Genomic DNA, 15,426 nt, shown 5'->3' with positions numbered 1-15,426 from the left:
ATGACGAATTTCAAAGGGAAAATTGGCGTACACGCCATTACGTGGGGCGATGAGCATGTCACAGCGCTGCGGGAAGCGTCGGCGCTCGGCTATAAAGCGATCGAGCCTTGGGCTTCTTTTGTCTTGCAATATGAGGATCGTCCGGAGCAATTCAAGGAAGTGCTCGCTTCATACGGGCTAGAAATGACCGCATTATACGGCGGGGCGTCGGGCGGACCGAATCGGCGATTCTCCGATAGCTCCTGCCGGCAGGACATCATCGATTACAACGTTCAGCTTGCTCGCGTTATGGCGCAGCTTGGGACGGAATGCCTCGTGTTTGGACCGGGCGGCCCTCGGAAAGGACCGATGACATTAGAGGAATTGAAGATTGCGGCGGCGACGATAAACGAAGCTGCGAAGAGGACATTCGAACTTGGCGTGAAGGCTTGTCTGCACCCTCACCTATGGACGGAGGTTCAGGACGAGAACGAATTGGATGCGTTAATGACGCTTTGCGACCCCGAAGTTGTTTTTTTCGCTCCGGACACGGCGCATTTAACGGGAGCGGGCATGGACCCGGCCGCGGTCATCCGCAAGTATCGGGATCGTGTCGCCTATGTTCACTTGAAAGACTTGACCTCGAAGGAAGCGACAAAAGAGGACTTTCCGATGCTGATGGGCAACGAGGCGCTTCCCGTGTTCTGCGAACTGGGATTAGGCACCATTGATTTTGAACCCGTCATTGAGGCGTTAGCGGAAATCGAATATACAGGCTGGGTAACGGTCGAGATTGATAAATCAACCAGCACCCCTATTCAGAGCTTGGAAATTTGTCGCGACTTCGTAGAGAAGCGTCTAGGCATTCCGGTCAGAGGGGGGAATAGATAAAATGGAGATCAAAAGAAAAGTTCGAGTCGGAATGATCGGGTACAAGTTCATGGGTAAGGCGCATAGCCATGCGTACAGAGATTTGCCCTTCTTCTTTGACGGGGCTGTTGAGCCCGTACTCCAGACAATTGTAGGCAGGGACGAGCACTCGGTTCGACTGGCAGCGGATAAACTGGGCTGGTTATCCTACGAGACGGACTGGCGCCGGTTATTGGAAAGGGATGATATCGACGTCGTTGATATTGGGACCCCGAACGAATCGCATGCCGAGATCGCGATTGCGGCCGCGAAAGCGGGCAAACACGTCCTCTGTGAGAAGCCGCTGGCCATGAGCGCCGAAGAGGCGAAGCGTATGTGGACGGCTGCCGACAAAGCAGGAATTGTTCATATGATCTGTCACAATTATCGTTTCGTTCCGGCGATACAGTATGCCAAACGTTTAATTACGGAAGGCTTGCTTGGCGATATTCATCATTTCCGCGCCCAATACTTGCAGGATTGGGTTTCCGATCCGGCCTATCCGCATGTGTGGCGCCTGCGCAAAGAGCATTCGGGTTCGGGCGCTCTGGGCGATCTAATGTCGCATTCTATTGACTTGGGCAGATATTTGGTTGGCGAAATCTCAGAAGTTTCGGGAAGGCTGGATACGTTTGTTCGTTATAGGCCTTCAGGGAGCGAGCAAGACGGATCAGGGACAAGCGGTAACGAAATGCTGGAAGTGAATGTCGATGATGCGGCCTCCGCTTTAATCCGATTCGAAAATGGGGCGGCAGGGGTATTGGAAGCTACCCGATTTGCAAAAGGAAATCGCAACGGAAATCGCATTGAGATCAACGGGTCAAAAGGTTCCCTTCGCTGGGAAATGGACCGGATGAATACGCTTGAGCTATACTTGGAGAACGACCCCCTTGGCATGCAAGGGTTCCGTTCAATCGATTGCACGGAAGACTGTCATCCGTACACGGCAGCTTATTGGCCGGCGGGACATCCGATCGGCTACGAGCATTCATTTATTCACCTGATCCATGAATTTATGAAGGGGGTATCGACTAAAGTTAGCCCTTCGCCTAACTTTGAGGACGGCTACCGTAATCAGGTCGTGCTGGACGGCATTGCGCAATCGGCGGAGACGGGAGCGACCGTCAAATTAACGTACTAATCGATAGCCAATCATAAGCGAGAAGTTTGGAGGGAGAGGCCATGTTCAAGGATTGGATGAACCATATTTCGCCGTTTGTCAGATCGGCGCGAATAATGAAGAGCCAGTCGTTGACAGGAGAATGGCTGGATCATGATCATGTCTTCACCTACATCGAGCAGGGAGAAGCGGATTTCTTTCTGGGCGGTGTGAAGTACGCCGTACGGGAAGGCGATATGCTGCTCATGCATCCGTATATGCCGCACATTATCAACTCAACCTCTTCCGTTCCATTAATTCAATATATTTTCCACTTTGACCTGCATTACGACGAGACCCGGAGCCGGATCAACACGACCCATGCGGTCGTTGGAAATCGCCAGAATCATGCATCCGAGAAGGAAATGCAGCTGGCCTCGATCGTTCCAATCGCCCACCTGCAGCTGGCGGATCGAATCGATTTCAAAAAACGATTTTTGCTGCTTCATAAAGAATTTCTGGATAGCAACCCGACCAGCCCTATTTTGCTGAAAGCGATATGTATGGAGATGTTGTATGTATTTCTGAAATCGCAGGATAATCCGAAAAGCAGCCAAGGCAAAATGACGAAAGGCTGGCCGTTCATTGAAAGAGCCATTGATTTCATCCATGAATGCTATTCGGACGCGCGGCTTGATAATACACAAATAAGCAATCACGTCGGACTTTCGACCAGCCATCTGTCGCATCTCTTTAAGAAGCAATTAGGAGTAACTGTCCACAGTTACCTGAACCATATCCGGATCGAGGAAGCGAAGCGAAGAATTGTGGAAGGTAAGAAAACGATGACGGAAATCGCTGAGGATGTTGGCTTTTCCGGCATCCATTTATTCAGCCGTTCGTTTAAAGCGTCCGTGGGGCTTACACCGAGCAAGTACGCGGCGAGCCAATCTTCAATTATTAATCTGAAGGTATAGCGCATTATCGAAGCGAGGCGATCGCCTCTTTTGCAATAACAAACGCTGCTTTCTGTTTTAAGCCGGTTATTCCAATGAATCTGACCCGGCTTGTGCAACTTTTCCAGCGCGGCGTGCGTCTAGGTGGCTGTTAGGATGTCAACATCCATATTGCACAGTGCGGAAGGAGCATCATTGTTATGTACAAAAAGAAACTTATCGTATTGTTGACGACTGCGGGACTGCTTGGAACGACGGCCGTGGTTGGAGCTTCGGGTCTGGTTGAAAAAGTAAGCGGTTTCTTGCACAAAGATGTTAAAGTGGTTATTAACGGGGAGAATACGTCCCTAACGCCAGTCTACATCGACGGCAAAGCCTATATTCAAGTTCGCGACGCTGCCGCCAACATGGGGTACAGCTTGCATTACGATGCGAAAAACAAAGAAATCGAGCTCAACTCGAAGTCGGAGGAGCAAGTGGACTATATGCGCGGCACCGGCATTATTGTGGGCGTCAGCGAAGCGGGAACCGACCAATACCGCATCGAGTTTCTCGGTATGGGGAACAACGCTTGGGTTATTCTGAACGTCGATAAATCGACCGTTATTAAGAACGCGGAAGGCAAAGCCGTATTGGCAAAGGATTTGAAAGCAGGCATACAAATTATAGCCGAATACGGTCCTTTTATGACGATGAGCTATCCGGGCCAATCGGCTGCCGCTTCGATCACGGTACAGGCTGAACGTTCGATTAAAGAAGATGTTATTCAATCGGTTAAGAAAACGGATGACGGCTGGCAGGTCGCTTTCGGTGAAACAAAGGACGGAGAAACAGTAACGACTCTTGTTCTGAACGCAGGCAAAGAGACGAGCGTTCTTACCTCGCAAGGGGAATCGGTGAAGTGGGAGGACCTGAAGGCAGGTGCGAAAGTCCGCGCCTATTACGGCCCGATCATGACAAGAAGCCTTCCGCCGCAAAGTCCGCTGTTCCAACTTGTCGTGTTGTCTGAGCTGCAGACGCCGGCCGGCAAAATGACGCCTGAGGCTGCGCAGCAATATCGTGACCTGGCTTGGGCGCAAGCCGGCGAGCAGACTTCCCGGATTACGACGAAAAAAGACGAGGCAGCTGTTGACATCGTGTCCGCTAAGGATGTTGCTGTCTTGGGAGGTTCCGACGAGCAGAAGAAACGTTTTGCCGATATTCAAGCGGCAGGTGGCAATGTCGTCACAGTAACGTACAATACCGATCAAGATACGCTTATCGGACCGCTGGTCATTGTGTTTGATTTTGAAACGAAGCAGTTTGTCGGCTATTTTCCAAGAAAGTAACCGAAGGTCCGAATAAGATGAATTGCGGGAGAGATGCCCGCTGACCGACAGTCCCTGGCGAATAAGCCGGGGACTGTTTTTTTTTGATTACTGGCCTATTTAGCCGGATAAGACTTCAGCTTGTAACCGTTATCGTTGACAATACGGGCAGAGCTGTCTATATTTATACCTACATGGGTATGTTGAGCGCATGATTTGCCGCAGGCATGCAAATAAATAGTAAAAAGAACGGAGGATCTATCCGATGATCGCATCTTTGCAACGGATTAACGAACTGGCGAGAAAAGAACGTGAAACCGGCTTGACGAACGCCGAGTGGGTAGAGCAGCAGGTGCTGCGGGAAGACTATTTAAGAGAAATTCGCGGGCAGGTGCTGAGTACCTTCTCCGGCTTGAAAATTGTCGATCCGGAAGGCGCCGACGTGACGCCTGAGAAGGTTCGCCAGGCGAAAAAGGACAGCTCGGGTAATGGCGACGCCGGTCTCATTCATTGAACATGAGTTACAAACGCGAGATAAATGAAATCACCTTCAAAAGCAGACTACTGCATCGTAAGTTGCAGCGGACAGCTTTGAAGGTGATTTTTTTCGCGAGTTGCAGCTTGATAAGACAGCATTTATAGAGGCTTTTTATGCGATGATGAGACGGTTGTCAGGCGCTCGCTTGCTGATTGGCGCTGCTTGGTCACAGGGATAGGAGATAAAGCTTTGCCAAGTCCATACTTGGGCATGTTCACATAGATGGTTTCATATTCGCCCTTCTTCACCTGATAAGTTTCGTGATAGATCCCTACAGCACGATTATTGCCGACCTTTTGATTAAATGCTTTCCAGGCTGCCATATGTTTGTCATGTCTAGCGTATGCAAGAAGCTCTTCGGCAGAGTTCCAATATTGAATCATCACGGTTGTTTTTAACCCAAAGAACAGTTCCTGAGATTTAAAACCTAGTTTTTCCTTGTTCGTATATAATTCCGTGATCATGCCCGGCATAGCTAGAAAAACAGGCAGCCACTTGTGTAGAGCCCACCATTTATTGATTCTCATGCCAATAAGAAAGACAACAATATCCTCGTTATTATCCACTGTATAGCGGCCCTGCAATAGGGATATTGCCATCATTTATTGCTCCTCTCCATTCATTTTTTGCATGGAAGCCTCGCACCATTCTATAGCGGCTTGTGTAGTGCGTTTGCCATAGTCTAGCGTAAGCAGCCAGTATGTTGCCCCAGATCCTTCGCCCTCTTTATCGACTTGTATAAACTGTTCAATGCTTTCAAATACCTCATAACGAGACTCAAGTATTTCTTTGTAGCTTTGCAAAAGCTTGACTGTTTGTGACTGTGATTGATGATTGCCGAAGAAAAGCTTTAACAGCACCTCATTGCGCTCAACAGGAATTTGTACAATAGGCTGCTCCAGCCACGCTTTCAATACATCTCTTCCTTTATCGGTGAGAATATAGTCGTGACGGTCCGGCTTGCCTGGCTGCTGGTGCGTTTCCAATTCAGCTAGCCCTTCCTCCGTAATAAGCTTCAGGGTAGGGTAGATTTGACCGTAGCTGATTTTCCAAAAATGATTAAGACTCTGATCAATAAATTGCTTGATGGCATAACCTGAACGACAGGAGGTTGTTAGAATGCCAAGAATGGCATAGGTTGTGTCATTGTATTTGCTCATACATTTCCACCTATCTTATAGATATATATCTTTTTGATATATAATACCGTACCTTGAGAAATAAAGCTAGTATCTGGCTCAAAACGGGAGTCAGCACCCCTCTGTCCCTTCAAGCAAAACATAAGGACGATAACCTCGTCGGTTATCGTCCTTATGCTTTGCTTTTATGAATCAAGCTTAAAATCAGTTCATGACTGAAAGGGAGAAAAAGCGGAAGAACCCTCTGCCCCGCAGCGCTTACCCTCAAGTTAAACACTGATTTCTAAGCCTCGTTTATTATAAACTTGCTCGGTGAACGAAGCAGCTTGCCCCTTAACTTGTAGTCCGATACACCTCACGAATGGCATCCTCAATGTCCGGCTCCTGGACACTAAGATCGCGAATGGGCAGCTTGCCTGATAAGTCTGCGATCAGTTCGGCTGCTGTTATGGCAGCTTTGTCGAACTGATACCATATTTTTAATCCCTCTTGCCGTATGATTTTCGCTAGCGGATGCTCAGGTACATTTGCCATTTCAGACAGCTCAATGACGAGCAGACGATGCGGAGCGAGTTTGCCGATGATTGTATCGAGAGGACCGTCTTCAACGAGGCGGCCGTGGTTAACAACGAGCAGGCGTGAGCACAACTCCTCGACATCATCAAGATCATGGGTGGTCAGCACGACTGTCATCTGGCGTTCACGGTTCAATGTCCGAATGAATTTGCGAATGGCATGCTTGGCATCGGCGTCTAATCCGATCGTCGGCTCGTCGAGGAACAGTACGGAAGGCTCGTGGATCATGGATGCGGCCAGATCTCCCCGCATTCGCTGGCCGAGCGACAATTGCCGCACTGGGGTATCAATGAAATCTTGAATACGCAGCACGTCATTCAGCATATCCATCGTTGCTTTGAACCGCTTATCCTCAATTCGATAAACTCGCTTCAGCAGCTCGAATGTTTCTCCAAGGCGCAAATCCCAGTATAGCTGCGTTCGTTGTCCGAATACGACACCGAGCTGGCGAACGACAGCCTTGCGTTCTTTTTGCGGTGACAAGCCGCAAACGCTAATGCTGCCAGCGGTTGGATGGAGAATACCTGTCAGCATTTTAATCGTCGTACTTTTCCCCGCGCCGTTCGGTCCAATATACCCGACAATATCGCCTTGCTCGATATTGAACGACAAGCCGTCCACTCCTCGAACAATCTTTTTATCGGGAAAAACGAGGCTGCGCAGTGCGCCTCCGAGCCCTGTTTTTTTGCGTACAACGACAAATTCTTTTACTAAATCGTTTACTTCGATAATTGACATGATCTATGCCCCCTATGAACCAGCGCTCTCGTATTTGCGTAATCCCAGACGGAAAACCATATAAGCGACAGTCATGCTAACAATACCTGCAATTAACGTCCAAATGGCTACGCCAAACGGCAGCGCCAGTGATTCTGTTTTGCCGAGGAAGCTTTCTGCCGGATAGAAGCTGATAAAGCCGATTGGAAACAGAAAAGTGAGCACGGCTTGAACCGCGTAAGGATACAATGTCAGCGGATACATGGTTGTGCGCTCCAATGTCACGATGGACATGTTGATCAGATTGCGGCTGCGTTTTGTCCAAAAAGCGACCGCTCCGACAATTGTATATAGACTGCCTCGTATGAATAGGCCGCCGATTACGACAAGCGCAAGACTGATGATATTGCCGGCATCCCAACTGAATCCGATTGCGTGCGCGGCATACAAGAAGATGACAACGCCCGGAATGAGGTCAATGAGACCGATAAAGTTGAAATACCCCGTGACGAATTGAAAAAAAACGTTCATTGGCCGAAGCAGCAGCCGGTCGAATTCCCCGCGAATAACAGCATGTTCAGTACCCCACGTCGGGATGAAAAAGATAACAACGAGTCCGTGGCTCAGCAGGCCAAGACCATACAGAAAGGCAAGATCATCGAAGGTCCAGCCCTCCAAGGGCTGAAAACGATCCACGATAATACGGAGCATCCAGATGCCGGCAAAATATTGCGTCGGGATCATAAGCAGCCAGCTGACAAGAAATAGCGGATACTCGAGCTGCCGCTGAATGGCCAGCTTGGCATAATAGCCGAAGACAGTGAAATAGTGTTTAACTCCGCTCATGTTCAAGAATCATCCTCCCTGCACCATTACTTTGCCTCTTGCTCTCGACCAAATCCAGGCAAGTAATAGGCTAAGCAAAACAATCCAAATGAGTTGTATGCCCATTCCCCTTATCGCCTCTGCCGGTTTCGTCATACCGATGTAGACACTGAGCGGAAGCTGATAGGTGTACTGAAAGGGAAGCCATTCGGATACACGCTGCAGTCCTTCCGGGAAAAACCAAAGCGGCACCATACTTCCCGACAGAACGCGGACGAATGCATCCTTTACCATGCCGAGATTGCCGAGCTCTGCTACCCAGAACGCGACAAGTCCTACCATTGCACTCATGAGCCATAGGATCATGAAGCTGAGCATGCAGCTTAAAATGAACAACAGGGCCGCAAGCGGACTGTCCGGCATAGGGAATCCAAATAGCAATGCCGCCATCAGTACGAGCGGAATGGCTTTATTCATAAGAGAACTCACCATGCTGCCAAGGTCCTCGGACAAATAAATGCCGAGAAGGTTGAGCGGACGCATGAAGTCGAGTGCGATGTTGCCTTCGCGAACCTGGCTGTAAATCGTGTTCTGTACATCCGTACTAAATACGGAGGCCAGCAAGACGGAGACGACCGTGTACGTAATCATGCCGTCGAGCCCGACAACGGATGCGCCGGACCCCAATATCTCGCCGTTGTAGGCCGCCTTCCAGATTAAGACCGACGCCGCAAGCATGAGGGTGTCGCCAATCATGCCGACCCAGACCTCGAAACGGTAGGCGAGCGCGGTAAGCATCCTCATTTTAATCAAGTAACCGTAAGCCTTCATTTTTGACCTCTCTATCAACTAGTAATATAAGGAATAAATAGAATTTTAGATTAGCAGAAAAGGAATAAGTTGTCACGGTAATTTTTACATTTCTGGGGCTAATAAAAGGTTTGTGATATGCTGTATTTGAAATGCTTCGTTTTCAAATATATTCCAGAATATAAGATAATGGGGTATGTGTAATGATTAATAACAATTTAGACGAGCTTGAAAAGGAAATCAGTCCTTTAATAAAAAAAATTATAATGGACCTTAGGCCTTTAAAGATTATGGATAAGGATACGTTCGAGGAGCTGTATCGGAAATTAAACGAATATAAACAAGCTTTAAATGGGCAATCGATGGTTTCTCGAGATTTTGCAGGCCAGTTATTTTATTTGTTTAGTACGATGATTGTCGAGGCCAAGTACGTTCAGTATCCGGATAGGATCATGAATGAACTATTTCGCTTGAGAATAGTGCTAGTGGAAATATTTATAGATACCGATTAAGTTGAAAGTGCTATCTTTTTATTGCCGCATGCGAGTGTAATCACTCCATGTGGTTTTTTTTAGAAGACTTGTTGCTTGATTAAAAAAGTCGAAAGATGACAAATTTGTAAGAGACCTATCCTGTCGAATAAGATAGAATAGATAGGAACGGGAGGGGAATTATGCTAGAAATACGAGATTTGTCGCATCGCTTTCGGAACGGCACGGAAGAAACGGTCGTACTGGAAGAGATTAATCTGTCGGTACATAAACAAGAGGTCGTTGCGCTGCTCGGCAGCTCCGGCTCCGGCAAGTCAACGCTGCTTAATTTGATGGCGGGTCTCATGAAGCCGACGGCGGGGTCCATTCTGATCGCCGGCCAGCCGATCGAGAAAATGTCAGAAAACCAGCTGGCGGAGTTTCGCCGCAAAAATATCGGATTTATTTTTCAATCCTACGAGCTTATTCCCCATTTGACGGTACTCGGAAATGTGGAGCTGCCGCTCGTCTTTCAAGGGATGAAGGTGAAAGCGCGCAAGGAAATGGCGGAGGCGATCTTAACGCAGGTCGGTCTTGCGGAGAAAATGCATCTGTATCCGTCGCAATTGTCGGGCGGTCAGCAGCAGCGGGTCAGTATCGCCAGGTCGCTTGTCACTTCGCCTTCCATCGTATTTGCCGATGAGCCTACCGGCAATCTGGATACGAAAACAGAAGGCGAAATTCTCGACCTGCTGCTCGGTCTGAATACGCGGCTGGGCATTACCTTTCTGATTGTTACGCATGAAATGGAAGTGGCGCAGCGCACGCAGCGAACGATCTATTTGCGAGATGGAAGGCTGGAAGATTTGGGGTCCGCGCACGGGAGAGGTGACAACGGATGAGATTCAGAGACTATATCGTCCTTGGCTGGGATCAGCTGCGGCGCCGGATGGTGGTCACGCTGTTGTGCGCCATGGGCATTGCGATAGGCTCGTCAGCTATTATTGTAGCTGTTTCGTTCGGGGAGTCGATCTCGCATTATGCTCAGCAGCAAATGAATTCATTTCTGAAAATGGATGAGATCAAAGTGTACAGTAATGGCTCCGAGACGGCAGGAGACAGCAAAGAAGGGCTAACTGAACAGAAGGTTGAATTGATCCGTCAGCTGTCTCATGTAAAAAGCGCGTTCATCTCACAGCCGCTTGATTATGTCAACTTTAAAGTGGACGGAGAGAGGATTGGACACTTGCAGTTGATCGGCACGGATATCGACAAGCTGGCCGACTTCGGCTATGAAATCGGGCAAGGCTCTTTCGCCAATCAGGACAACGCTATTATTCTAACTTATTCGTCGATGTACGACCTGTACGATATGAGGCTGGAACAGATGCGAGCACAGCAGGGAGGAAGCTCCGTCAGACGCGGCGATGAGAATCGGATCGCTTATCCGCTCTATCAGAAACAGCTGACACTTAATCTATACGTGGGACGAAACGAAGGCAATAGCAAAATGATCGAGTTTCCAGTCCGCGTCGTCGGAATCTTGAAGAAGCCAAACGGTGCGAAAGGTTACGAAGGCGACAGAATCGGCTATATTTCCAATCGGCTTGCCGAGCGGATCATGCAAGCGCAAAAGGACGCCGGTGATTCATCAAACCGGCAGCCGCCCGTGCTCACGATCAAGGCGGACAGCCCATCCAACGTCGAGCAAATCGAAAAGCTGGTGCAAAAGCTGAATGTCCATACGCAGTCGAATATCCGCTACCAGCAGGAAACGAATACGCAATTTAAAATCATTCGGCTCATCTTCGGTGGAGCGGGGCTGTTTATTTTGTTCGTCGCCTCTATTTCCATTATTGTGGCGATGACGATGTCGACCTACCAGCGAAGAAGACAGATCGGCATTATGAAAGTGCTCGGCGCCAACTTAAGCCAAATTCGCAATATGTTTGTCGTGGAATCAGCGCTTTTGGGTTTTATAGGCGGGTTGGCAGGCATCCTCATTTCCAATTGGGTCGTTTGGGGCATCAATATCGTGCTGCAAAAGTTCGCGGAAAGCGACGAAATACTGTTTATCGATACGTGGGTGCTTGGAGTCGGACTGTTTTTCGCGCTGTTTACCGGCATCGTGTCGGGAATTTACCCGGCGATCAAGGCTTCCCGTACGGATGCATTGACCGCGATAAAAAGAGAGTAGACGGGAGACTATCGAATGAAGAAAAAATCGACATGGATTCTTGTTTTTTTAGGCATACTGATTATTCTCATTTCCTATTTATTGTTCAGCTTAAGCAAATCGCCAGGCGCGAATACGCAGGGTGAGGGGGCTAATCCGAACGTCATCCGGCTTCAGGCCACCGTTGAGGATATTAGCAATAAAGTAGAAGTGAAAGGGAAATCCACTTACGCAGAGGAAGAAAATATTTACGCCCCATATGCAGCGGAGGTTAAGTCTTGGCTCGTCAAGGACGGCAGCCAGGTGAAGAAGGGGCAGGAGCTGTTCCAATTGGAGGATGCGACGCTGCGCAGCGGCATCGATATGGCAAAAGCGAATATTCGCAAGCAGCAGCTGGAGACGAAGCTCAAAAATATAAAGGACAAGCTTAGCGAAGAGCAAAGTGGACAGAGTGCGGAGTTGGGCGATAAGCTCAGTGCATTCGAGCGTTACGCGAGCGCCGAGCAGGGGAAAATCGAATCGCAACTTGCTGAAGTACAGTCCGAAATTGCCGGCAAAGAGCTTAAGGCCAATGAAGACAAGCTGACAAAATCGATGTATAAAGCGCCAGTCGGAGGCATCTTTTTGTTCGCGGAAGTGAAGGAGCCGAAGATGGTCGACGATCGCACGCTCATTGGCAAAATCGTCAATACGTCGAAGCTGCAATTAATCAGTTACGTCAGTGAATACGAAGTGTTCAAAATCAAACCGGGCATGGATGTAGACATTAAAGTGGATGCCCTCAAGTATACAAAGCTGAAGGGGAAAGTAGAACGCGTATCCAAGTTCGCCAAGACCGGATCGGATTCGGCGCAATTCGAGGTTGCCGTCTCCATCGAAGGCAGCACGGATTTGATTGCAGGACTTAGTCTGGTTGGCTCGATCGTAACGGATAAAAAAGAGAAAGTTGTCGTTGTGCCGACTTTGGCGGTTATGCATGAAAACGACGAATACTTTGTCTATGTAGAGCGCAACGGATCGATCGAGAAGAAGGTCATCAAGATTGGGCTGGAGACGCCGGACAAGACGGAAATTACAGAGGGCGTTGCTGAAGGAGATACGGTCGTACTTCAATAGTGTAGTAACAGTGGTGGTTGGTCGTTTGGAGCCACTGTATCTAGATGAGCGTATGCTGAGGATCTGAACAACAATGATTGGCAGTGCCGAGAGAAGAGGAGACCGCCTTTGGAGGGGTCTCCTCTTTGTTTATTTGAATTTGAGGTTGGTAAACACCTCAATCGCCGAAGGGGGACGCTTCGGCGATTGTTTCTTCGCGGAGGCCTTTTTCTTTCTGGCCGTCGCGGCGACGCCGGGCGGTTCCTCGTCGCCTTCCCCGCCTGTATCTTCTGCTACTTCTTCTGTAGTCAATTGCGCCACATTGCCAAAATGAATCGTGCCATTATTTTTGATGATAATGACTTTCCCGATGAAGCAGCACATCGATCGGCTTACCTCCCTTCGCCAGGCTGCGTTATTACTACCAGCCTATGGCCGTCCAAGGCGGACAGAAGCGGTGTTTTGACAGAGGAAAAACGCCCTTTTTCAACAAGCTTGGAGCATCGCCCTCAGGCTGAGTCTTTCGTAAACCGCAGCAATAAATGATGCCTACACGATTCTTAAATAAGCAGCGGTGACAGAGATGTTGGTTTGGACGGTTGTACCTTTGGGAACGATAGCGCTGGCGACCCTGCTTCCTTGGAATCCTGCGTCATTGTCGTGGCCATTTCCTTTATCAATTGGCTCGATATAATAACGTTGACAGGATTGTTATACAATAATAGACATTAAGTCGAACAAGCCGCTACAATGAACTATTATTATGACATTAATGGGGGCTGCGACATTTGAGCGGGTTTTGGCAATTAGTGAAAAAGGGCAATACATCTTCGGGTATTGCCGCGCTTGGCAATGCGGGCATTGCTGTTCTAAAAGGAGTCGCAGCAGCGTTTAGCGGAAGCGGTACAATGTTCGCATCGGCGATGCATTCGGTGGCGGACGCTGTCAATCAGGCATTCGTGTTTACCGGCAGCGTGCTTGCCGAGAAAAGTCCGACGAAGCGGTTTCCGGTCGGCTTCGGGCGGGTAGTCAACATTTTTTGCATGGTAGCCGTAATTGTCGTCACCGTTATGGCCTACGAAACGATTAAAGAAGGCTTTCATCTATTGGCGCATCCGGCTCATGCAACGAATTTCTGGCTCAATTTTATTGTGCTCATTATTGCCATCGGGGTAGACGGAGGAATACTTATCAAGGCGATGAAGGAAATCGTCAAGGAAACGAGAACGGAAGCGAAAGGCTTCGGTGTTATCGGCGCGGCGATCCGTAATGTCGGCAGGGCGGCCCCTCCGACCCGTCTCGTTTTTTACGAAGATGTAGTGGCAACTAGCGGCGCTGTTTTCGCACTGATTGCCGTACTTGTTGCCGAGTTCACTTCATTCTTGGCGTTCGATGGCATCGCAACGATACTGATCGGCTTTCTAATGATCGGCGTCGCTTTTAAGGTCGGGTACGACAACATGGTTGGCTTGATCGGCGTATCGGCACCGAAGGAGATCGAAGATGCGGTCGCGGATATTATCTTAAACGACCCGGATGTTCGGGACATCAATCGTATCCGCATCGTTCAAGAAGGACGCACCTACCACGTGGAAGGGTATATCGAGCTCCGCAAAGGTTTGACGCTGGCCGATGCCGACGACATTAAGTTCCGCGTACGGGACAAACTGCTGGCCAACCCGGATATATCCGATGTGACGATAGGCATTATCGAAGATGATGAAGTGCGTAGCTATAAGAAGGAAGAGACTGCTCCGACGACATAGGAGGGGCGATACGAGTCTCAACCACACGTCTGCTCGACAATAGAGGCTTTTTCTATGGAAGGAGAAGCGGAGCTAGTGCAAGAAACCCGTTCTTTTTTATAAGAGCGGGTTTCTTTTGCTTTTTAACAGAGACTATTTCCATGAAAGCATAATATTGTTCAAAATGCCGAGCATCGATTTTGCTGCTTTGAACCTCAAACCTCAAACCTCAAACCTCAAACCTCAAACCTCAAACCTTCATGCTTACGGGCAGTTCACATTTTTCATGATCATCGTATACCTAGGTATGAGAGTCGTGCTCTGTCTGGGCACAGACGGAGTGCAGCGCGAGAAATAACTGCCAAAATGCAGTTATTATCCTCTAGCCAGCCTCAATTTAGAGGAATAACTGCCAAAACGCAGTTATTGGTTGGAGAGCTGGTACTAAAAGCTGCATGGGGCAAGAAATAACTGCAAAAAAGCAGTTATTGTCCTCTAGCTGACTATTTTCGGAGAGAATAACTGCCAAAACGCAGTTATTGGTCGGAGCGCGGAGTGAGTAAGCTGTGGGATAAAGAATAACTACCCCAAATGCAAGTTATTGGATGAGCTGCTAGGTAGAAAACTTCATAAACAGGGCCGCCGCCGAACAGATACTCTACTCCTCCGCTCTAACTTCAATCGAGAAAGTGAAGTTGCTTAATAGAACGCGCGCACATCAGCGAGGAGGTATGAGAGCTATCTCGCAAACGATGCCGAGAATGCAAGACATGCGGTTTGGTCGCGTGAGAAGACTAACGAGAGGTTCAGTAACAGCAGCAACAGCAACAGCAGCAACAGCAGCAACAGCAACAGCAACAGCAGCAACAGCAGCAACAGCAGCAACAGCAGCAACAGCAGCAACAGCAGCAACAGCAGCAACAGCAGCAACAGCAGCAACAGCAGCAACAGCAACAGCAGCAACAGCAGCAACAGCAGCAGCAGCAGCAACAGCAACAGCAACAGCAACAGCAACAACAGCAACAACAATAGCAAAAAGCGCAGCTCCTCTCAAGAAGAGAAGGCTGCGCTTTTGCTGCTTTCAT

Annotated in this window: 16 protein-coding genes; 9 read left to right on the top strand and 7 right to left on the bottom strand. The window is 48.8% G+C overall.

Annotated elements, in window-relative coordinates:
• The 5 genes from ACFVTB_RS20890 to ACFVTB_RS20870 all read left to right on the top strand — a co-directional run bounded on the left by ACFVTB_RS20890 (position 1) and on the right by ACFVTB_RS20870 (position 4,764).
• Positions 1-870, top strand: coding sequence for a sugar phosphate isomerase/epimerase family protein (locus tag ACFVTB_RS20890; RefSeq protein WP_387753477.1), 870 nt, complete (start codon positions 1-3; stop codon positions 868-870).
• A gap of 1 nt (position 871) precedes the next feature.
• Positions 872-2,029: a Gfo/Idh/MocA family protein gene (locus tag ACFVTB_RS20885; RefSeq protein WP_387753474.1), complete on the top strand. Its 1,158-nt coding sequence runs from the start codon at positions 872-874 to the stop codon at positions 2,027-2,029.
• A gap of 41 nt (positions 2,030-2,070) precedes the next feature.
• Entirely contained in the window at positions 2,071-2,964 is an 894-nt protein-coding gene (locus ACFVTB_RS20880) for an AraC family transcriptional regulator (RefSeq protein WP_387753471.1), read from the top strand.
• A 179-nt stretch (positions 2,965-3,143) separates the two neighbouring features.
• The gene (locus tag ACFVTB_RS20875) at positions 3,144-4,271 is read left to right on the top strand and encodes a hypothetical protein (RefSeq protein WP_387753468.1); all 1,128 of its coding nucleotides are present in this window, start codon (positions 3,144-3,146) and stop codon (positions 4,269-4,271) included.
• Between the two features lie 244 nt (positions 4,272-4,515).
• Entirely contained in the window at positions 4,516-4,764 is a 249-nt protein-coding gene (locus ACFVTB_RS20870) for a DUF896 domain-containing protein (protein ID WP_387753466.1), read from the top strand.
• A 122-nt stretch (positions 4,765-4,886) separates the two neighbouring features.
• Here the strand turns inward: ACFVTB_RS20870 and ACFVTB_RS20865 are convergent, their stop codons facing one another.
• The 5 genes from ACFVTB_RS20865 to ACFVTB_RS20845 all read right to left on the bottom strand — a co-directional run bounded on the left by ACFVTB_RS20865 (position 4,887) and on the right by ACFVTB_RS20845 (position 8,876).
• Complete coding sequence (locus ACFVTB_RS20865; RefSeq protein WP_387753576.1) at positions 4,887-5,387, bottom strand: DUF4188 domain-containing protein; 501 nt, start codon at positions 5,385-5,387, stop codon at positions 4,887-4,889.
• A 3-nt stretch (positions 5,388-5,390) separates the two neighbouring features.
• Positions 5,391-5,948 (bottom strand): PadR family transcriptional regulator, encoded by a 558-nt coding sequence (locus ACFVTB_RS20860; RefSeq protein ID WP_387753464.1) that lies wholly within the window; start codon positions 5,946-5,948, stop codon positions 5,391-5,393.
• Between the two features lie 312 nt (positions 5,949-6,260).
• The gene (locus tag ACFVTB_RS20855) at positions 6,261-7,241 is read right to left on the bottom strand and encodes an ABC transporter ATP-binding protein (protein ID WP_387753461.1); all 981 of its coding nucleotides are present in this window, start codon (positions 7,239-7,241) and stop codon (positions 6,261-6,263) included.
• Positions 7,242-7,253: 12 nt separating this feature from the next.
• Positions 7,254-8,066, bottom strand: coding sequence for an ABC transporter permease (locus ACFVTB_RS20850; protein ID WP_387753459.1), 813 nt, complete (start codon positions 8,064-8,066; stop codon positions 7,254-7,256).
• Between the two features lie 9 nt (positions 8,067-8,075).
• Entirely contained in the window at positions 8,076-8,876 is an 801-nt protein-coding gene (locus tag ACFVTB_RS20845; RefSeq protein ID WP_387753457.1) for an ABC transporter permease, read from the bottom strand.
• 652 nt (positions 8,877-9,528) lie between these two features.
• Between ACFVTB_RS20845 and ACFVTB_RS20840 the strand changes: the two genes are divergently transcribed.
• Genes ACFVTB_RS20840 through ACFVTB_RS20830 form a run of 3 tightly spaced genes read left to right on the top strand, consistent with a single transcriptional unit; the run spans position 9,529 to position 12,617 of the window.
• Entirely contained in the window at positions 9,529-10,227 is a 699-nt protein-coding gene (locus ACFVTB_RS20840) for an ABC transporter ATP-binding protein (protein ID WP_387753454.1), read from the top strand.
• Positions 10,224-11,522, top strand: a complete 1,299-nt coding sequence (locus ACFVTB_RS20835; RefSeq protein WP_387753451.1) for an ABC transporter permease — start codon at positions 10,224-10,226, stop codon at positions 11,520-11,522. Before ACFVTB_RS20840 ends, ACFVTB_RS20835 begins: the two co-directional genes overlap by 4 nt.
• A 15-nt stretch (positions 11,523-11,537) precedes the next feature.
• Entirely contained in the window at positions 11,538-12,617 is a 1,080-nt protein-coding gene (locus ACFVTB_RS20830) for an efflux RND transporter periplasmic adaptor subunit (protein ID WP_387753449.1), read from the top strand.
• Positions 12,618-12,746: 129 nt separating this feature from the next.
• On the opposite strand, the gene ACFVTB_RS20825 is transcribed toward ACFVTB_RS20830, so the two are convergent.
• On the bottom strand, positions 12,747-12,980 hold the full coding sequence (locus ACFVTB_RS20825; RefSeq protein ID WP_387753446.1) for a hypothetical protein: 234 nt from the start codon (positions 12,978-12,980) through the stop codon (positions 12,747-12,749).
• A gap of 404 nt (positions 12,981-13,384) precedes the next feature.
• Between ACFVTB_RS20825 and ACFVTB_RS20820 the strand changes: the two genes are divergently transcribed.
• Complete coding sequence (locus ACFVTB_RS20820) at positions 13,385-14,362, top strand: cation diffusion facilitator family transporter (protein WP_387753443.1); 978 nt, start codon at positions 13,385-13,387, stop codon at positions 14,360-14,362.
• 717 nt (positions 14,363-15,079) lie between these two features.
• On the opposite strand, the gene ACFVTB_RS20815 is transcribed toward ACFVTB_RS20820, so the two are convergent.
• Positions 15,080-15,370, bottom strand: coding sequence for a hypothetical protein (locus ACFVTB_RS20815; RefSeq protein ID WP_387753440.1), 291 nt, complete (start codon positions 15,368-15,370; stop codon positions 15,080-15,082).
• Positions 15,371-15,426: the final 56 nt, after the last annotated feature.

The sequence above is a fragment of the Paenibacillus sp. NPDC058071 genome (genome assembly GCF_042885235.1).
Lineage (GTDB): Bacteria > Bacillota > Bacilli > Paenibacillales > Paenibacillaceae > Pristimantibacillus.
This window is presented reverse-complemented; position numbering and strand designations above follow the sequence as displayed.